A 19,118-nucleotide genomic window follows, 5' to 3' on the forward strand; every position below is an offset into this window, starting at 1 on the left:
GTTAGGGATGATTTCGATGTTAAAAGTGAACACGTTCAGCACTATGCTATGCCGCTGGTTTTGGCTCGGCCTTTTCATTGGCCCCGTTTCTGCGGGCGTTATCTATACTTGGGTCGACGAAAATGGGGTGACGCATTACAGCCAACAAGCCCCGCAACAAGAAAACATCAAAGCAGAAAAGCTCTACAGTGAAGATTTAGAGCAGGCGAAAGTGGGTTTTATCGCGCCGGTAAAGAAAGCGGAAGCCACTTCTGAAGCCAATGAATTAGAAAAGTCAGCGGCGCTGATCAAAGAGAAAGATGCTAAACAGGCTCAATCCATTTGTGAGAGTGCTAAACACAATTTAGATATTCTCACAACGCACACTAAGCTTATCCGTCAAACTTCCGATTCGGGTGAATCTGTCGCTATGACAGAGGAAGACCGCCAAGCCTCGATTGCTCAGCAACAGGAAAGAATCAAACTCTTCTGTGATAAGAAGTAGCCAAATTCACTATGCCACTACATTAACGAACAACGATTAAGCTGATGCAATAAAAAAGGAGCCGAGTTAAAAACTCGGCTCCTTTCGTTTTAGTGCTTGAAGCGGGAGCGATACTGACTAAGAAAGCACTATCTCTTATTGCAAGATAGTTTATTTCAAGCTCGTTCATTCAAGAACGCTTATTTCAGTTCGCCTATTTCAATCTATCCAACTTCAAGCTTGCGATTAACGTATCGCATTCAAACAACACACTAAGTGACTAGCTACTGGTTATTGCTCGAACACTAACTCGCCACCCGCACAGCTGACTTTGATCGGTTTACCCGGTAACAAGTCGCCACGCAGTAATTTCTGCGCCAGCGGGTTTTCGACTTCTTGCTGCAATGCCCGTTTCAACGGTCTTGCGCCATACACAGGATCGAAACCAATTTCCGCAATCAATGATAATGCGTCGTCGGTGATCTCCAATGTATAGTCCTTTTCCGCCAAACGTTGGCGTAAGGAAGCAATCTGTATCGAAGCAATACGCTTGATATTGGCAGCATCCAATGGATGGAACACCACAGATTCATCGATACGGTTTAAAAACTCGGGTCTGAAACTGTGAGTAACCACATTCATTACCGCCGCTTTCATCTCTGCATAGGTCACTTGACCAAATCCTTCTTGGATAATGTCGGAGCCTAAGTTCGAGGTCATGATAATCACTGTATTTCTAAAATCTACAGTACGACCTTGACCATCGGTTAAGCGTCCATCATCAAGCACTTGCAGTAGGATGTTAAACACATCGGGATGCGCTTTCTCGACTTCGTCGAGCAATATCACCGAATACGGTTTACGACGAACGGCTTCCGTTAAGTAACCGCCCTCTTCATAACCCACGTATCCAGGAGGCGCACCCACTAAACGCGATACTGAGTGTTTCTCCATAAACTCAGACATATCAATGCGCACTAAGGCCGATTCGGTATCGAATAAGAACCTCGCCAATGATTTACACAGCTCAGTTTTACCCACACCCGTTGGGCCTAAGAACAGGAACGAGCCTATCGGGCGATTTGGATCCGCCAGACCTGCGCGGCTACGACGAATCGCATTCGCGACCGCATCGACGGCTTCGTTTTGGCCAATCACCCGCTCGTGCAGCGCCACTTCCATTTGCAGTAATTTTTCGCGCTCGCCTTCAAGCATTTTCGATACGGGTATTCCCGTCGCTTTCGACAAGACTTCGGCGATTTCGAACTCAGTGACCTTGTTACGCAATAACGTCATGTCCTGCATTTCGGCTTGCGATGCCAAATCGAGCTGTTTTTCAAGCTCAGGAATACGACCGTATTGCAGCTCAGACATCCGAGTTAAATCACCCGCACGACGCGCCACTTCTAAATCCATTCGAGCCTGTTCAAGATCAGCTTTAATGTGCTGAGTTCCCGCTAATGCGGCTTTTTCAGTACGCCAGATTTCGTTCAACTCTGAAGCTTTAGCTTCAACGTCACGTAATTCCTCTTGCAGATGGTCAAGCCTGCGACGACTCGCCTCATCATTTTCTTTGGCTAACGCTTGCTCCTCCAGTTTGAGCTGGATAGCACGACGTTCAAGCCGGTCGAGTGACTCAGGTTTTGAGTCCATCTGCATGCGAATGCTCGATGCCGCTTCGTCGATCAAATCGATCGCTTTATCGGGCAACTTACGGTCCGACACATAACGGTGCGACATAGTCGCCGCCGCCACAATCGCCGGATCGGTAATTTCCACATGGTGATGCAGCTCGTAACGTTCTTTCAGTCCACGCAAAATGGCGATGGTGTCTTCAACGCTTGGCTCATCCACCAGCACTTTTTGGAAACGACGTTCAAGCGCCGCATCTTTTTCAATGTACTGACGATACTCATCGAGCGTGGTAGCGCCCACACAGTGCAAATCACCACGCGCTAACGCAGGTTTGAGCATGTTACCCGCATCCATTGCGCCTTCACCTTTACCGGCGCCGACCATAGTATGCAGCTCGTCGATGAAGAGGATCACTTGACCTTCTTCCTGCGCCAACTCATTAAGTACCGCTTTTAAACGTTCTTCGAACTCACCGCGATATTTAGCGCCCGCAATCAATGAGCCCATATCGAGGGATAAGACGCGCTTATTTTTAATCCCCTCAGGGACTTCACCATTAACGATACGCTGGGCAAGTCCTTCAACAATCGCAGTTTTACCTACACCCGGTTCACCGATAAGGACGGGGTTATTTTTACTGCGACGTTGTAACACTTGGATCGTGCGGCGAATTTCATCGTCACGGCCGATCACAGGATCTAACTTGCCTTGCTCGGCTCGCTCGGTCAGATCGATAGTAAACTTCTTCAACGCTTGGCGTTGATCTTCAGCGTTCGGATCATCCACTTTTTGGCCGCCGCGCATTTGTTCAATGGTTTGCTCCATCAACTCTTTGGTCGCGCCGGCTTTTTTCAACGCTTGCGCGAGGGCATCGCCTCCTTCTAACGCGGCTAATACAAATAACTCGCTAGAGATATATTTGTCTTTACGCTTTTGCGCCAATTTATCGCACAGGTTTAATAAACGTATTAAACCTTGGGATAATTGCACATCGCCGCCCGTACCTTCGACTTGAGGTAAGCGTTCCAGCTCTTGACTCAAAAGCGAGCGCAGCGCACTCACGCGAATGCCAGCTTGGGTCAATAAGGGATGGATTGAACCTGAATCTTGGTTCAACAATGCCATCATCAAATGCAGCGGTTCAATAAACTGATGATCACGCCCGAGTGCGAGAGACTGGGCATCTGAGATGGCAAGCTGAAATTTATTGGTCATACGATCGAGTCGCATACAGCCTCCTAAAACTCACAAAGTAGAGATATGCCAATCCACAAGATATCTTGCCAATTTAGTGGCGTTAAATCAGTACCGCTAATGGAGAGATCTCAATAGGATTGGTATTACATTTCGTTAGTTAAAAGATGGGGGCTATTTAGCCAAATTCAAGCGGATAACGCGGAAATAAATATAAATTGTAGGGGAATTAACTTAAGACTTAAGCCAGATCAACGATGCCATGCGCCCCGTCACCTTATCGCGACGATATGAGAAGTAATCAGTGTCACTGACAGTGCAGATATCGGCGCTATAAATATGCTTGATGCCGAGTAAACTCAAGCGTAATTTAGCCAAGCCAATAATATCGGTCAGATACTTGTCGCCACTGGGAATAAAACACGCTGCCGCCTGTGGATGTAACCCACAAAATGCGTGCTTCACTTCGACGCCGACTTCAAACTTTTGTGGACCAATCGCCGGGCCTAGGTAAGCAATCAACTCATCCATAGGAGAACTAAACTGCGCCGCGGTGGCCTCAATCACGCCATCACATAAACCGCGCCAACCGGCATGGGCCGCAGCAACTTCGGTTCCCGCTTGATTACACAGCAATACAGGTAAACAATCGGCGGTCATTACAGCGCAAACTTGGCTCGCAGTTCGGCTATAACTGGCATCGGCAATCGGCGTACCCGCTGCGTGAGCTAAGCTCAGCGTGTCTAAATTGAGCACATGGGTACCATGGACTTGCTCAAGCCAAACAGGAGCGGCAGTTAACGCTAATTGTTTGCAGAGTAATTCACGATTAGCCATCACCAGATCTTTAGCATCACCGACATGCAGTCCAAGATTCAAACTGTCATAGGGATGCACGCTCACACCGCCATGACGATTTGTCATAGCGATGCCAACATTAGCAGGAACAGGCCAATCGTGATCAAACACTTAGAGATACTCGATCGGATGCTCTACCGTGTCTTGACGCAGTGCTTTAGTCAAAATCACCATGTCTTCAGGAATTGGCGCTTGCCAGCTCATGATTTCACAACTCACTGGGTGAGCCAATTCTAGACGAACTGCGTGCAGCGCTTGGCGCTTGAAGTTTTTCAGGATATCGAAAAACTCAGGGCTCGCCGCTTTAGGCGGTTTTGGACGACCACCATACACAGGATCGCCCACTAACACGTGGCCTATGTATTCCATGTGCACACGGATCTGGTGAGTACGGCCAGATTCTAGACGTAATCTCAAACGCGTGTGGTTACGGAATTTTTCCGCGACACGGTAATGCGTCACAGCAGGTTTACCTGAGTGCAGCACGGCCATGTGAGTACGTTTAGTAAGATGACGACCAATAGGCTCATCCACTGTACCGCCACCTGTCATAGTCCCCATAACAATCGCTTCGTATTCACGAGTGATTTCACGGGCCTGCAAAGCGGCAACTAAATGCGTTTGCGCTTCAACGGTTTTGGCAACGACCATCAAACCTGTTGTATCTTTGTCCAGACGATGCACAATACCTGCACGTGGCACATGCTCAATATCAGGACAATGGTGCAATAGTGCATTCATCAAAGTGCCATCGGCATTGCCAGCACCTGGGTGAACCACCAATCCAGCTTGCTTGTTGATCACGATAATGTCGTCATCTTCATAGACGATATCCAGATCAATGGCCTGCGCCGCGGCATGGACTTCTTCTTCGAGAGTGGCGTCTATGAGTATCTGTTGCAGCTCATAAACTTTCTCGCGGGGCTTATTAACGACAACGCCGTCAACATAAACTGCATCAGATAGGATCCATTCCTTGATGCGCGTGCGCGAGTAATCTGGGAACAACTCTGCTAGGGCCTGATCTAATCTCAGTCCAGTTTGTGTTGCCGAAATCTCGCTTTTTAGATTAATCTCTTGTGTCATAGGAACCGTATCCCCATTTAGGGGTCAAAAAATGTGTGCTATCTGTTACAATCGGATGTTTTCTATTTTATAGTGAAATGGAAAAATTCTTAACTACAACTTAAAAAGAATTGAATTCAAGTATGTATAAATTTTCCAAAGGCGTTACCTTAGTCCTATTTTCACTAGCGTTATCAGCCTGTAGCAGCAGCCCTGATGATAACGATATTGCCGCCAAAACGTCACCTGATGTGCTTTACACTCAGGCAAGAACCTCTATGGAACTTGGCAATTACTCTAAAGCTGTCCGTTCTTTGGAGGCGTTAGACTCACGCTTCCCCTTCGGACCTCACAAAACTCAAGTCCAGTTAGACCTGATTTATGCTTACTACAAAATGGACGATGTCGCTTCGGGGATTGCGAACATAGACAGATTTATCCGTCTTAATCCTACCCACCCTGATATTGACTATGTGTTCTATATGCGCGGTTTAGTGAACATGCAAGCCGACAACTATTTGTTCCACGATATGCTTAATATCGACCGAACCGATCGTGACCCTAAAAATGCTCAAGATGCTTTCAAAGATTTTGATCGTCTTATCAAAACTTACCCTAACAGCAAATATGCCGCCGATGCGCAAAAACGCATGTTAGCGTTGAAGAATCGCTTAGCAAGATATTCAATCCAAGTTGCCGAATATTATCTCAAGATGAATGCATGGAGCGCCGCAGCAATCCGAGCACAATCTGTAATGGAAACATATCCTGGCACCCCTTCAAATGAACGGGCATTAGAGATAATGATAGAAGCTTATGGCGAATTAGGTCAGAGCAAGCTGAAGCAAAACGTGCTCATGGTAATGCAAGCTAACTATCCAAACAATGAAATCTTATCAAACTAGCCGAGAATGCCCCTTTAATAGGGGCATTTTTTTGCTTTGTTACCCAAGTTAACCCATCACTGGATATTGCTAAGTCCCCAGCGTAGATAGTGGTTTGACTATTTTTAGCTCGCCACTTGCAGCGTAAATGACACTTTCGTGTAAATCTTATCCAACCGAGTCACTTTTTACGTTATTTAGTAAAAATCTATTGACTCAAAACCCGAAAAGCCTTTAAATTGCGCCCGTCGCCCGAATAGCTCAGTCGGTAGAGCAGAGGATTGAAAATCCTCGTGTCCCTGGTTCGATTCCGGGTTCGGGCACCATCTTTAAATTGGTTGCTTCAGCGACTAATGTTAGAGAATTGCAATAGGTACAGTGCAGGTGTGGTGGAATTGGTAGACACGCCAGCTTCAGGTGCTGGTGCTCGCAAGGGCGTGGAGGTTCAAGTCCTCTCACCTGTACCAAATTGCAGTTCAACGAATGAAACAAAGCATTAAGATTGTTTCTTCGGTTTTGAGATTACTCATTCGATGAAATTTCGGATAGCCATGCAGATGTGGTGGAATTGGTAGACACGCCAGCTTCAGGTGCTGGTGCTCGCAAGGGCGTGGAGGTTCAAGTCCTCTCATCTGTACCAACATTTAAACCTCGCTAAGCGAGGTTTTTTTGTATCTAAAAAAAAATAAATCCTCTGTTACTCTCCCCTCTTTCCGCTGATTTGCTATACCTAATGTTACAGACTCATCATAGGGATAGCTCGAGCTCTGCCTAAAGGACTCTTTAGTTCACTGAGGCTATCCCATATGAACGGTCTACAAATAAAACAAAAAATGTTTATCGGCATTTTGGTCCCCCTTGCAATGTTACTGACGATTGGTTTTCTCGCCATTAATATGATGGGCAACATTGAGTCGGGTGTTGAACGCATCTATAACGACAGAGTGGTGCCGCTGGATGACTTAAAAGTGATTGCCGATAAGTATGCGGTCGATGTTATCGATGCGGTCAATAAGGCGAACGCGGGTGGTTTCACCGCCTCGCAAGCGGCTGAAGCGCTAGACAGTGCCAAATCGACTATTACTCAACATTGGCAAAAATACCTATCTACCGAGCTTACCTCAGAAGAATCCCGACTCGTAAAACAAGCCGAAGTGCTGTTCTCCTCCGCGAATCAACAGATTGATACCCTGATATCGCGCTTAAGAGGATTAAACGGCGATGTTTCAAGCCAACTCTCAGCCAATATCCTGCCGCTGTACCAAGCAATTGATCCTATCAGTAACCAAATATCTGAACTGATTGCACTGCAAATCCGCGTGGCGGGCGAAGAAAAAGATAGTGTAAATGCCATTTACCAATCATCAATCACTATTTTTGCGGCATTAGCCTGTGCCGCCATGATCATCAGTATTGTGATTGGACTCTGGGTCAATCGCAGCGTGATGAATCCCATTAATGACATCCTCGGTAAACTGAAAAGGATCCATCAAGACTCAGATCTCACAGTCAGATTCACCACTTTTAATCACGATGAGCTAGGGCAAATATCCACGAGCCTCACCCAAGTAATTGAACACTTACGGGGGATTCTTCATTCCATTGCCGAGGCAGCAACTACGGTCAACAGTTCGGCAAATGAGTTAAGTAGCTTCACCCAAGACACCAATAAACGAATGCAACAGCAACAAGCCGAAACGGAGCAGACTGCAACGGCCATGAATGAGATGACGGCCACCGTTGCCGAAGTCGCCCAAAGCGCATCTGCCGCGGCGGATTCAGCCAAAGATGCCGATACCTATGCCGCCAACGGCAATAATATTGTGATGCAATCGATTAGCAGTATGTCGCAGCTTTCTGATCAAATTCAAAAAACGGCGCAGGTCATTGGATTTTTATCTAATGAAAGTCAAAATATCGGCCGCGTACTCGATGTGATTAAGAGCATTGCTGAACAAACCAATTTACTGGCACTCAATGCCGCCATTGAAGCCGCACGGGCGGGAGAGCAAGGTCGCGGCTTTGCGGTCGTGGCCGATGAAGTGCGCACCCTAGCGCAACGCACTCAAAAATCGACTCAAGAAATTGAGGCCATGATTGCCACCCTACAACAAGGGGTTAAAGAAGCCGTCAGCGCAATGGAAATCGGTATCAATCAAGTAGATGATGCCAACGATAAAGCCAATCAGGCGGGTCAAGCGCTGAAAGAAATTGTCACCTCAGTAGACAGCATCACCGAGCTGAATACCCACATTGCGACCGCAGCTGAAGAGCAAAGTAGCGTTGCCGAGAGTATTAATCGCAGTATTATTGCCATCAGCGATATCGCCGAGCATTCCACAGCTTCGGCGGCTGAATTAAGTGAATCTGTGATTAATTTGACTAAGCTCGCCAGCAGCATGCGCAATCAAGTGAGCGCATTTAAGCTCTAATTTAACTCAATCAACCACAAAACGACTGCAACCATTTTTGCTGTTGCAGTCAAACTCCCCTCTATTTACATCATCTGTAACCCATTGAAATAGAATATCCGTTTCATTATTTCTCGATTTAATTTCTCCTTCTATTGAACACTTCAAATGATCTCAGCCTTGTTATCGATAGCACGGATAGCGATAATCTCTATTGATCCAAATCAAATAGATCTTTAAACTCAATAAACATTCATAAAATTTACACGTTAAGGATTTTCGATGTTGGACAGCCGTACTATCCAAGTTATCAAGAGCACCATTCCCTTACTCGAATCAGCAGGTCCTGCGCTGACGACCCATTTTTATCAACGTATGTTCAAACATAATCCTGAACTAAAAGATGTATTTAATTTGGCGCACCAACATTCTGGTGGTCAGCCTGTAGCCCTGTTCAATGCCGTCGCAGCCTATGCGAAAAATATCGAAAACTTAGCGGTACTGAGTTCAACCGTCGAGCGCATTGCCCAAAAACATACGGGGTTTCTGATCAAACCTGAGCAATATGCGATCGTCGGCAGCCATTTATTGGCAACGCTTAAAGAATTAGGGGGCGATGCGGTAACAGAAGAAGTGTTAGAAGCTTGGGCACAGGCCTATGGATTTTTAGCCAATATTTTTATTCAGCGAGAAGCACAAATTTATCAAGCGCATGCAGAGCAAGATGGTGGCTGGTTAGGTGAGCGTCAGTTTATCATTAGTGCGAAAAATACCGAGTCAGCAGTCATCACCTCCTTCATATTGACGCCCGAAGATGGCAAGCCAGTTAAAGATTTTATCCCTGGTCAGTATTTAAGTTTGAAGCTAACACACCCGAATTTGGCATATGAAGAAATCCGCCAATATTCCTTATCCGATGCGCCCAATGGCACCAGCTACCGCATCAGTGTGAAACGCGAACTCGGCGGACAAGTGTCGAACCTGCTGCATGATGCGATACACGTCGGCGACAAAATCGCGGTGATGCCACCCGCGGGAGACTTTACCCTAGAAGTCGCGGCGGACACCCCCGTAGTGCTCATTTCGGCTGGTGTAGGCCAAACACCGATGAAAAGTATGCTCAATCAATTACTCAAGCTGCAGCATCCCAGCACTATCACTTGGCTGCATGCCTGTGAGCAAGGCGCCGTACACGGGTTCAAACAGGCTATCTACGCCAAGCGCCAGCAACATCATAATCTGACAAGTCATGTTTGGTATCGTGAGCCAGCCCCAACCGATAAGTTGGGTGATGATTATGATTTCGAAGGGCAAATGGAGTTAAGTAAAGTCGCCGAACAGTTGCTTCCCCACGCACGTTATTATTTCTGCGGCCCCATTGGATTCATGTCAGCCATCAAGCAACAACTACTCGCTCTGGGTGTCGCGGCTGAAAGCATGCACTATGAAGTGTTCGGCCCTCACGCCGATCTTTAATGGCATGACACGGACTTGAGGGAATTCACGCTCAGGTCCGTTTGAATGCTTAGCTTTCATTGTTAGCATGGCAAACGATAGCGACAAGCATGATGAATGCTTGATGTACTTTTCTATTCATCATTTTTAACGGATAGAGGCAACTTCAGCCGCAGTGAGCGCGCGACTTTCACCCGGTGCCAACTTTTCATCAAGCACAATATCGCCTATCGATAATCGATGCAGGCCAACAACCGGATTGCGGAACCGACCAAACATCCGTTTGATTTGATGATACTTACCTTCATGTAAAGTCACTTCAGCCACGTTATCAGCGAGGATAACCAGCTTAGCGGGTTGGGTTGTAATATCTTCAAAGCCAAAATACATCCCTTCGGCAAATGCAGCGATGTATTCTTCGGTTATGGGATTAGCTAAGGTAACCCGATACACTTTGTCGACCTTGTGTGTAGGTGACATCAGCGCATCAGACCAGCGGCTGTCATTGGTCAATAACAACAAACCCGAAGAGTTTAAATCTAATCTGCCAGTAATATGCAACTCATCACGGGCTTCGCAATCAAGCAAATCAATCACTGTTTTATGCTGAATATCTTTGGTAGCACTCACCACACCAATCGGCTTGTGAAGCATCACATAGACGGGCGCATTGGCCTGCAGTATTTGCTCATCGAGTTGGATGTGGGAAAACTCATCCACTTGCCTATCCATATCCTTCACTATCAATCCATCGACGCACACTCGGCCCGATAATAGCAGTTCACGCACCGCTTTACGGTGAGTGTGTAACTGGGTACAAAGATAACGATCGAGTCGGCCGCGCTTAGATTGCATAACACCACAAATGACGAAATATGAATGAGATAGCCATTCTAGCAGGATGCAAGTTCGGCTCATAGCAAGCCGAACTAAAGGAGCATCACAAAGGCTATTCTGGGCTAAATTGGATCGAACGAGGTAAAATTTGTTAAGCTAGGCGCTCAATTAATCTTACTGTGAGTGGTTACCGCATCAAAAACTTATCCGCAAGTCCCGTTTTAATACGTTCGAACCTGCTATTTTTAGCCTTGTTTTTAGTGACGCTTGCGAGCTCTTTTTTCGCCCAAGCGAGTGATGCAGTTAATCCTCCTGAAGCGGCTCGCCCCTCCGCTATCCATGATAAACCGCTGGTCGAGCGTTACGTCCTCGATGAACTTAAATCCCTCAGACACGATCAACAGGATCTCGAGCGTCGTCTCACCATCGACATCACCGACCGCGAACTCGCCGTAGCTGACAAATCGATGAACTACGCCAATGTCACTGTGACTTACTTCTTCTATATCATCGCGGGTGTCGCCTCGTTAGTCGCCTTTATCGGTTGGCAATCCCTGCGGGAAATCAAAACGCACACAGCCAAACTGGCTGCTAACCAGCTGCAAAGTATTGCCGAACAATACGAAGAAAAGTTCAAAGTACTTGAGCAAGAACTCAAGCGTAAGAGCCGTACTATCACGGACAATAATCGCGAGATTGAGATTATCAATGAGATCCATAACCTCTGGCTACGGGCGCAAAGTGCGCAAACGCCAGAGCAAAAGATTGAAGTCTATGATGAGATTCTCACGATTCGACCAGGGGATTTAGAAGCCCTGACCTACAAGGCCGACGCCGCAATGGAAATGCGTGAATTTAACTGGGCACAAAGCCTGTGTAATCGCGTTCTGGAAGTGGACCCAACTAACGCCCACGCTTTTTATCAAAGAGCCTGCGCCTTTGCGTGCTTAGGGGTTGAAGATAGAGCAATTTCTGATTTAGAGCGCGCCATTCATAACAGTGCATCCTTCAAGGAACTGGCCTTAGAAGAGGCGGATTTCTCACAACTTAAAGGACATGCTCGTTTCGAAACCTTATTGGCCTATCACGAACCTGAAAAGCCCTAAGCTACTAAGTTATAAGCTTTAATTTTTAAGCTCCGCACTAACGCTTGATATATGGCGTTGGCGCTCAGTGGCGTTTTATCCTAAAGATAAAGCGCCATAATTGAGCGACTTAAGTCCCACTAGTGAGGAATAGCCTCAATCTTATATGCACAGCGGCGTGCACCTTCGATGATATGTTCTTCGCGGCTCACCACCGCGATATCGGCGAATAATTGCTGGAAAAGTTGTAACTCTGAGCGGCAAAAGTTTAAACACTTAGTCGCTGCGGCGCAGATAGGACAATGATTTTCGAGTAAAAAATACACGCCATCTACCTGTTCCATCGTCGCCATATAACCTTCGTTCGAGCGTAATTTCGCAAGGATAGCCAAACGTGTCGGAATATCTGTCGCCCCTTCCATAGCGGCACGATACTGAACTAACGCACTTTGCTCCCTGTGGTCGATAAGCTTATCTAAACCTTGGTCACCAAAGATCATTTTCACCGAATCAATTAGCTGTACCGTCAATTCCTCATGACGATCGGCAAAGTGACTGCGGCTCTGTTCAGTTAATCTCCAGTAACGCGTTGGGCGACCACGACCTTCAACTCTATCTTCGATGTCCACATCGCCTGCGTCTTCCAATGCCTGAAGATGTTGACGCACGCCCATCGTCGTTAACGCCAATTCCTCCGCTAAGGTTTTAGCGGTAAGCGGGCCATGTAACTTGAGCAATTGAATAATCTTATCAGTGGTTTTCATCTGAACTCTCCGATGTTAGCCAGCGCATTATCTCCGATCCAGTACCGCTTTAACAGATTAAATAAACTTTTTTATTTACTTTATCCTTTACAAGATTAAATAAAGTAATTACCTTATAAATAATTTATAAACAAATAGGTTTACTTAATGAAGTTACTCATCATCAGCACCAGCCAAAGACCCGACTCCCAAAGTGCTAAAGTCGGTCGCTACATTGCAGAAAGCAGTTTCTCATCTCCCCATGCTATGGGTTACGCCAGCATACATCACTTAGAGTTATGCCAATTTAACCTGCCATTTTGGGATGGAGAGGAAGACAACAAGGGGGAACACTGGCCCGAAATAGAGCAAAGCGTCGACGAAGCCGATGCGCTGGTACTTATCACCCCAGAATGGGGCGGCATGGCATCGCCACTACTGAAGAACTTTTTATTGATGTGTACTCGCGAAGAAACAGCCCATAAACCGGCACTATTAATCTCAGTATCGAACGGGATTGGCGGTACCTATCCCATCGTTGAAGTGAAGATGAATGCACTCAAAAACAATAAATTAGTGCCTATTCCCGATCACTTGATCATCCGCAATGTCAGCCATGTACTCAATGCCATTCCCGAGGGTGCCCGGGATATCGCACTCAGGGAAAGAGTGCAGTACAGCTTGTATATGCTGCATCAATACGCCCAAGCATTAGCACCCATTCGTCAACAACATGCCGGACAAGCGTACCCAAAGCAGCAGGAATACTGTTACGGTATGTAAGCGGCTTGAGATTTTAACCACCAGCAACAGACTAAAATCATTACAAGGAACGCATTATGATTCATTTAGAGCATATCAACTTAGTGGTAGACGACATCCCCGCAGCACTGCGCTTTTATCAGGCGGCTTTTCCCCACTGGCGTGTTCGCGGTGGCGATAAGGGCACTTGGTACGGCAAACCTCGTAATTGGATTCATTTTGGCGATGATTATCAATACATTGCTTTTAGTGATAATGGTGAGGGAGAAAACCGAGATTTAACTGGCCATCAAATTGGACTGGCGCATTTTGCCTTTGTGACCGACAACTTAGATGCTGTGATAGCAAGATTGACCCAAGCAGGCTTCCCTATTGCCAAAGATGGCATGGAAGACCCCTATCGACGCAATATTTACTTCTTCGACGCCCATGGTTTTGAAGTGGAATTTGTCGAGTATTTAACTGATATTCCAGCGGAGCGAAATCGCTATTAGCGGTATTAGCGTAAGTCGTTATTAAAAAAAGTGGTCAACTGCAGCCGTGAACCGCGCGAATTGGACTGAGTGTTAGTTGCTAGGAGCTAGATGTTAGGTGCTAAGCACTATTCACTTCGCTCGGATTGTTGCTGCGCCACTATGGCGGAATCTTTATGGGCATAAAAGTGGAGTCTGAACTGGGTATCTTCTGTCAGTAGCTCCACTTTGTGCCAATACTCGGGATGAGAAATGGCCGTTTCATCGGCGCGAATGATGATTTCTTTATCTAACTCGCCTCTGCTGCCCGTAAAGCCATAGAACTTTAAGCTGCCCGTTAGCACTTGGATCTGCCCATACACGCCAGCCTTCGTATTGTGCATGTGCAGCAACATGTTAGGGACGTTGTCACGGCAGAAAACCGGCGTTGATTTGTAATTTACAAAATCTTTAGGGACTAAGGCCATTATGCTTTCGCACTCCTTGAGGGACTCATGGGATCGAATAACGCTGACGACAAGACTAATATAGCCGTTGCAGCATTTCTGTCCAACTCCCAGAGTTAGTTTCATCAAGGAGATCCTTCCAACATTGGCCTAGGACGCGACGCCGCACTTACCCATACTCACGCGAGCGACCATAGCACTTTAGATATTAGCTACTTTATACGTAGCGACTTAATACACTAGCAACTTTATGCATTCGTTACTTTAGTTACTTTTATCACTGTAATCGCTACACTAGCCCGCATTAAGCAGCACCTAAAATAGATGACATTATGCCGACGCCCTATTCTTACTCAACGACCTATATTTTAGATAAAGCCCATTTCGATGAGTGCTATACCCAATCTGTCGTGCCTGATCCCACGCTCAAACCTTACTACAAAGCCATAGGGTTGGCCCTGATAGGTATCGCGCTGATCTTCGCCGACATTAGCCTGTATTTAGCTTACTTCTTCGTTGGACTCGGCGTTATCGAGGCGCTCAATGTGAAGTATCACAAGGCATGGTGGTTGATGCGTCAAATGATGAGTAAAGCGGCCAGCAATGAGGTCACGCTCACCATTGATGAGCAAGGGATTCACACTCAATCTATGTCAGTGACCAGCCAAATTTTATGGACCGACATTTACCGGATTAAAGAAACTGAAAAAGGTTTCTTGATCACCCACAAGGCAGGCACGAGTTATGTATCCTTGCGTAGCTTAGATGAGGCGGCTGCGGCCTATATTAAAACTAAAATCTAGTCCCGCTAAAAAATACCCATAAAAAAGGCTGATTTTTATCAGCCTTTTCACCAGTCTTCATCACTGCAGCATTACTTTTTCAATTCACCAACCGGTAAAATCGTGCGGCCATACTCATTATTGAGCACCTGCGCCATCGCAAAATAAATCGCACTCGCACCACAGATGATCCCTTCAAAGCCAGCAATAGTGCCAATCAAGGCGCTGCCCGTGAAATCACGCGCCGCTAATAGGAAAAATAAGACAGTCAAAGAAGCAAACACAAATTGCTTAGCTCGTGGATAACGTAAAGAACCCACAAACATAAATGCGGTGAATATGCCCCAAAGTGTTAAATACCAGCCCATAAAATACGTTGGACTCGCCGCAATGCCCGCATTAGGCATTAAGATTAATCCCACTAATGTTAACCAAAACAACCCGTAAGAGGTAAATGCCGTCGTACCGAAAGTATCGCCGCGCATAAAACACATAATACCCACAATCACTTGACCAATGCCGCCGTAAAAAATCCCCATGGCTAAGATCATAGAATCAATAGGGAAATATCCCGCGTTATGGATGTTTAACAAAATCGTTGTCATACCAAAGCCCATTAAACCTAATGGCGCTGGATTAGCCAGTTTTGTAGACACAGAGTTCCCCTAGAGAAAAATCAATAATTCAATAAAAATCAACGGCATTAACCGTAAACCTTATGTTCTCGCACCTGCGAGAGCCGCGCATTCTAGAGGATAGCTACAACCTTGGCAACGAAATCATTAAAAATGAATAAGTAGCAATAAATACAAAATAAAAACATACACTTAAAATTAAACATACTGAAAATAAACCAAGTCCTAATTTTGATTAAAAATTAATTCTTTTCAATTCATTATTCTAGGAAGAAAGCCGACTACAACCTGCGTCATATCGCATTTTATGCGACTTTTTATAACTGCCGCATAGTTTAGTATTAAGCGTCCTTAAAACCTTAATCAAAATTAGGGCTAAAATAGCAATAATACTGCACTTAATCGCAAATAAGTGGTTAAGGTGATGTAAGTGGCACTTTTGGAAAAAACCAACTCTGTGATGCCAGATTTAGCCTATTTTAGCCTACGAAGCTAATGCAGGAGTTAAGCACGACTCACTCTGCATATAACCTTTGCACAAAGCCCTTTGCGCTAAAGCCAAACTCAACAGGTTTATCTGTTGGGATAATGACTAAAGCTAAGTCTATTGAACAGCACTTAAGCATCAGATTTGCTTAAAGCGAATCAAGGGAAAACAAGCTAAAAACCTTAACTCCAAAAGGTAAAAATTATTTATATCTAAAACAGAATAGCAGTGATAAATTGCAGATGTTGGCGCAGTGGTATTAAGAGAATGCTTCTTAATCTGTAGTTAACAATACATAACTAAAGGAAATAAAATGAATAAGTTATCAGCTGTTTTCACCCTGTTGGCATTAGTGAGCTTCACGACCCTTGCTGACGACTCATCTTTACCGCCTGCACCAGCAGCCGATATCGCTCAGCTGAAAGAAGTGTGCCAGCAGATGGCCTCTGAAGATCAAGTCGAGAATGCAGAGCTAAAACAATATGTGCTTGATTGTGTAAACGATCAACTGACAGAAATGGGCTACAAGTCGGTTACTGAGGTTAATTAATCTTCATTCTAATCCCAACGTTAATACCGCAAAAGCGCGTTCTTCAGCTTCATTCAATGCCATTCACATCTGCGAATGGCATTATTGTTTTCAAGTAACACAGCTATTCAGCTCACAATTAATATCATTTCAGTTACAGACGAAACGTATCGAATACAAAATTTAACATCCACAATTAACCGTATGAAAGCCACCAAAATAGGCTTTTAGCATGACTATCAAGGTATTGTGCGATCTACAAATTTACTATTTAATTGATAGCTGTATCATTTTGCATCCCTGCGAATGAAACCACTGTTGAATTGGGCATAAAATGCTAATCTATTTTCCTGTATTATTAACCTCAGCCCTTAATCGTTAAATCATGTATCGCATCCTTTTTGTCCTCATTACAAGTTTAAGTATTTTGCCTTCTGTCGGAATGGCGAAAGAAACCTGCGCATCAGAAAATCAGTGTATTGAGATGAACAACTGGGATCTCGGCGTCGCCATTGGCTGGGGACAAAAAAGCAATCCACTCAAGGATTTTGACGATATTCCACTGTTCTTTATCCCTACAGTGGCCTATTACGGCGAACACTGGTTCTTCGATAATGGTAATTTAGGCTACACCTTAGCCGAGCAAGAAAGCTTCACGTTCAATCTCGTCACCAGTTATAGCTTAGATAGAGCCTATTTCTATCGATGGGACCCATCGAATATCTTTTTGAACCGCGGCACACAAGTCGAAGCCAAAGCCATAAATAACATGTCTTTGTCGACAGAACCCGAACGTGAATTTAATTCTTTAGAGACGCGGAACTTCACCCTACTTGGCGGTGCCGAAGCATTCATCTATACCCGACTCGGCATTATTCGATTGGCGTACACCCATGATATGTTTAATGTTCATCAAGGTTCAGAAGCACAAATAAAATGGACCTATGGCTGGGATTACGATCGTTTCATTTTTGAATTCGCACTGGTGTTTGATTGGAAGAGCCAAGCAGTGGTCGATTATTATTATGGCGTTAGACCGAGTGAAAACGCCTATTGGAGTGAACAATATCAAGCAAAATCAGGTTGGGATAAAGGTGCGGAAATGACGGCCCGTTATATATTAACTGACAATTGGGATCTACTCTTGGCAGTTCGTTACACTCTAATTGCCGATGAGATTGCCGCCAGTCCCTTGTTAGACCAAGACTATAGCAGCACCTACTTTATCGGCGCAGCCTATAGGTTCTAACGTTAGTGACGCTGCCTCAGTTAAGCTTGCTTTGCTTTCTTGGTCTAAGCCTCGGCTTGATGGGCCCAAGTTCTGCACAAGCTAAAACTCGCGACTCGTCACTTAAACTCACACCCGAAATTTGTATTACCAGTTCAGAAACTCAGGCCTGCGACGTCTATATTGAACTGCAGTGGGAGCTCGCCAAAGATGAGCTTATCTGTATTTTGTCCGACAATGCCGCCTATCCCAAATGGTGCAGTGATTCAGTTTCAACCCATACGTTAAGCATGAAAATCCATACCATGACGGATATTCAATTTGTCATGGTGAGTAAAAACAGTAACCAAACTTTGGCTGGTGCCAAACTTAAAATCACTTCTGCATCACAACCTCAGGTTCGCAGACGTTACCGCAACCCTTGGAGTTTATTTTAATGACAAGCCCACAATCGAACCACAGAGTATTATTGGTTGAAGACGACGTTCGCTTAGCAAACTTGATTGTAGATTACCTAAAATCCCATGGTATGCATGTTGAAGTTGAACGCCGTGGCGACACAGTATTAACGCGATTAATCAATTACAAGCCAGATATCATACTGTTAGACATTATGCTGCCGGGCATGGATGGCCTCACCCTGTGTGAGAAACTGCCCGACTATTTTGCAGGCCCAATCCTGCTAATGAGCGCACTTGGCTCAAGCGAAGATCAAATCAAAGGCTTAGAACTCGGTGCCGATGACTATGTGGTTAAGCCCGTCGATCCTGCTCTGTTAGTCGCGCGGATCAACAACTTACTTCGTCGTCAGAATCAGCCACCTCAGGCGGAATCCCACTGTTTGACCTTTGGTAAACTGAGTATCGACCCGCATACCCACGCGATTCGCCTCAATGAAACTGAAATCGATCTCACCAGCCACGAATTCGAGTTGCTGTGGTTACTGGCCTCACAAGCTGGCCAAGTACTCAGCCGTCAGTATATCTATCAGCTGTTACTCAATATTGATTTCGATGGTAAAGATCGAAAAATTGACGTGCGTATCTCTAGATTACGTAAAAAACTCAACGATAATATCGAGACACCTTTCAGAATTAAAACCGTTTGGGGACAAGGTTACCTCTTTGCTCCTGAAGCCTAGAATAA

General features: G+C 45.4%; 19 protein-coding genes and 3 tRNA genes. 15 read left to right on the forward strand and 7 right to left on the reverse strand.

All coding sequences use genetic code 11. The features are described from left to right. The first annotated feature begins 16 nt into the window (after window positions 1-16). A complete protein-coding gene (locus tag DYH48_RS15800) occupies window positions 17-484 on the forward strand; it encodes a DUF4124 domain-containing protein (protein ID WP_006080594.1) in 468 nt (155 codons plus the stop codon). A gap of 270 nt (window positions 485-754) precedes the next feature. Here the strand turns inward: DYH48_RS15800 and clpB are convergent, their stop codons facing one another. The 3 genes from clpB to rluD form a co-directional block, all read right to left on the reverse strand. Further along, window positions 755-3,328, reverse strand: coding sequence for an ATP-dependent chaperone ClpB (gene clpB / locus DYH48_RS15805; protein WP_006080593.1), 2,574 nt, complete (start codon window positions 3,326-3,328; stop codon window positions 755-757). Window positions 3,329-3,526: 198 nt separating this feature from the next. Next, window positions 3,527-4,261 carry a peptidoglycan editing factor PgeF gene (pgeF, locus tag DYH48_RS15810; RefSeq protein WP_115335308.1) on the reverse strand — a complete coding sequence of 245 codons (735 nt, stop codon included), beginning with the start codon at window positions 4,259-4,261 and terminating at the stop codon, window positions 3,527-3,529. Beyond that, the gene (rluD, locus tag DYH48_RS15815; protein ID WP_115335309.1) at window positions 4,262-5,236 is read right to left on the reverse strand and encodes a 23S rRNA pseudouridine(1911/1915/1917) synthase RluD; all 975 of its coding nucleotides are present in this window, start codon (window positions 5,234-5,236) and stop codon (window positions 4,262-4,264) included. A 122-nt stretch (window positions 5,237-5,358) separates the two neighbouring features. Between rluD and DYH48_RS15820 the strand changes: the two genes are divergently transcribed. The 6 genes from DYH48_RS15820 to hmpA all read left to right on the forward strand — a co-directional run bounded on the left by DYH48_RS15820 (window position 5,359) and on the right by hmpA (window position 9,986). After that, window positions 5,359-6,120, forward strand: a complete 762-nt coding sequence (locus DYH48_RS15820) for an outer membrane protein assembly factor BamD (RefSeq protein WP_006085778.1) — start codon at window positions 5,359-5,361, stop codon at window positions 6,118-6,120. Between the two features lie 229 nt (window positions 6,121-6,349). Beyond that, a tRNA-Phe gene (locus DYH48_RS15825) sits at window positions 6,350-6,425 on the forward strand. Between the two features lie 54 nt (window positions 6,426-6,479). Next, window positions 6,480-6,566: transfer RNA gene (locus DYH48_RS15830), tRNA-Leu, on the forward strand. Between the two features lie 86 nt (window positions 6,567-6,652). After that, window positions 6,653-6,739: transfer RNA gene (locus tag DYH48_RS15835), tRNA-Leu, on the forward strand. Between the two features lie 166 nt (window positions 6,740-6,905). Then, window positions 6,906-8,531, forward strand: a complete 1,626-nt coding sequence (locus tag DYH48_RS15840) for a methyl-accepting chemotaxis protein (protein ID WP_115335310.1) — start codon at window positions 6,906-6,908, stop codon at window positions 8,529-8,531. 261 nt (window positions 8,532-8,792) lie between these two features. Continuing rightward, window positions 8,793-9,986 (forward strand): NO-inducible flavohemoprotein, encoded by a 1,194-nt coding sequence (gene hmpA / locus DYH48_RS15845; RefSeq protein WP_115335311.1) that lies wholly within the window; start codon window positions 8,793-8,795, stop codon window positions 9,984-9,986. A 126-nt stretch (window positions 9,987-10,112) separates the two neighbouring features. Here hmpA and DYH48_RS15850 read toward each other — a convergent pair whose 3' ends face one another. Further along, complete coding sequence (locus DYH48_RS15850) at window positions 10,113-10,820, reverse strand: pseudouridine synthase (protein ID WP_115335312.1); 708 nt, start codon at window positions 10,818-10,820, stop codon at window positions 10,113-10,115. 161 nt (window positions 10,821-10,981) lie between these two features. Here DYH48_RS15850 and DYH48_RS15855 point away from each other — a divergent pair, with 161 nt between their 5' ends. Next, a complete protein-coding gene (locus DYH48_RS15855; RefSeq protein WP_115335313.1) occupies window positions 10,982-11,908 on the forward strand; it encodes a tetratricopeptide repeat protein in 927 nt (308 codons plus the stop codon). A 119-nt stretch (window positions 11,909-12,027) separates the two neighbouring features. Here DYH48_RS15855 and DYH48_RS15860 read toward each other — a convergent pair whose 3' ends face one another. Next, on the reverse strand, window positions 12,028-12,651 hold the full coding sequence (locus tag DYH48_RS15860) for a helix-turn-helix transcriptional regulator (RefSeq protein ID WP_006080584.1): 624 nt from the start codon (window positions 12,649-12,651) through the stop codon (window positions 12,028-12,030). A 147-nt stretch (window positions 12,652-12,798) separates the two neighbouring features. Between DYH48_RS15860 and DYH48_RS15865 the strand changes: the two genes are divergently transcribed. Together DYH48_RS15865 and DYH48_RS15870 are read left to right on the forward strand one after the other, a co-directional pair. Beyond that, window positions 12,799-13,413 (forward strand): NADPH-dependent FMN reductase, encoded by a 615-nt coding sequence (locus DYH48_RS15865; RefSeq protein ID WP_011846050.1) that lies wholly within the window; start codon window positions 12,799-12,801, stop codon window positions 13,411-13,413. A 56-nt stretch (window positions 13,414-13,469) separates the two neighbouring features. Further along, window positions 13,470-13,886, forward strand: coding sequence for a VOC family protein (locus tag DYH48_RS15870; protein WP_006080581.1), 417 nt, complete (start codon window positions 13,470-13,472; stop codon window positions 13,884-13,886). Between the two features lie 107 nt (window positions 13,887-13,993). Here the strand turns inward: DYH48_RS15870 and DYH48_RS15875 are convergent, their stop codons facing one another. Next, entirely contained in the window at window positions 13,994-14,332 is a 339-nt protein-coding gene (locus DYH48_RS15875) for a TehB family protein (protein WP_115335314.1), read from the reverse strand. A 311-nt stretch (window positions 14,333-14,643) separates the two neighbouring features. Here DYH48_RS15875 and DYH48_RS15880 point away from each other — a divergent pair, with 311 nt between their 5' ends. Beyond that, window positions 14,644-15,114, forward strand: coding sequence for a YcxB family protein (locus DYH48_RS15880; protein ID WP_115335315.1), 471 nt, complete (start codon window positions 14,644-14,646; stop codon window positions 15,112-15,114). 71 nt (window positions 15,115-15,185) lie between these two features. Here DYH48_RS15880 and DYH48_RS15885 read toward each other — a convergent pair whose 3' ends face one another. Continuing rightward, complete coding sequence (locus tag DYH48_RS15885) at window positions 15,186-15,749, reverse strand: acetate uptake transporter (protein WP_006085788.1); 564 nt, start codon at window positions 15,747-15,749, stop codon at window positions 15,186-15,188. 779 nt (window positions 15,750-16,528) lie between these two features. Here DYH48_RS15885 and DYH48_RS15890 point away from each other — a divergent pair. The 4 genes from DYH48_RS15890 to DYH48_RS15905 all read left to right on the forward strand — a co-directional run bounded on the left by DYH48_RS15890 (window position 16,529) and on the right by DYH48_RS15905 (window position 19,113). Beyond that, window positions 16,529-16,765 carry a hypothetical protein gene (locus tag DYH48_RS15890; RefSeq protein WP_006080575.1) on the forward strand — a complete coding sequence of 79 codons (237 nt, stop codon included), beginning with the start codon at window positions 16,529-16,531 and terminating at the stop codon, window positions 16,763-16,765. Window positions 16,766-17,129: 364 nt separating this feature from the next. Continuing rightward, window positions 17,130-17,993 carry a MipA/OmpV family protein gene (locus tag DYH48_RS15895; RefSeq protein WP_037391137.1) on the forward strand — a complete coding sequence of 288 codons (864 nt, stop codon included), beginning with the start codon at window positions 17,130-17,132 and terminating at the stop codon, window positions 17,991-17,993. 5 nt (window positions 17,994-17,998) lie between these two features. Beyond that, a complete protein-coding gene (locus tag DYH48_RS15900; protein WP_115335316.1) occupies window positions 17,999-18,409 on the forward strand; it encodes a DUF3019 domain-containing protein in 411 nt (136 codons plus the stop codon). Continuing rightward, window positions 18,409-19,113: a response regulator gene (locus tag DYH48_RS15905; protein ID WP_115335317.1), complete on the forward strand. Its 705-nt coding sequence runs from the start codon at window positions 18,409-18,411 to the stop codon at window positions 19,111-19,113. Before DYH48_RS15900 ends, DYH48_RS15905 begins: the two co-directional genes overlap by 1 nt. Window positions 19,114-19,118 lie beyond the last annotated feature (5 nt).

Origin of the sequence: Shewanella baltica (genome assembly GCF_900456975.1) — a bacterium.
Taxonomy (GTDB): domain Bacteria; phylum Pseudomonadota; class Gammaproteobacteria; order Enterobacterales; family Shewanellaceae; genus Shewanella; species Shewanella baltica.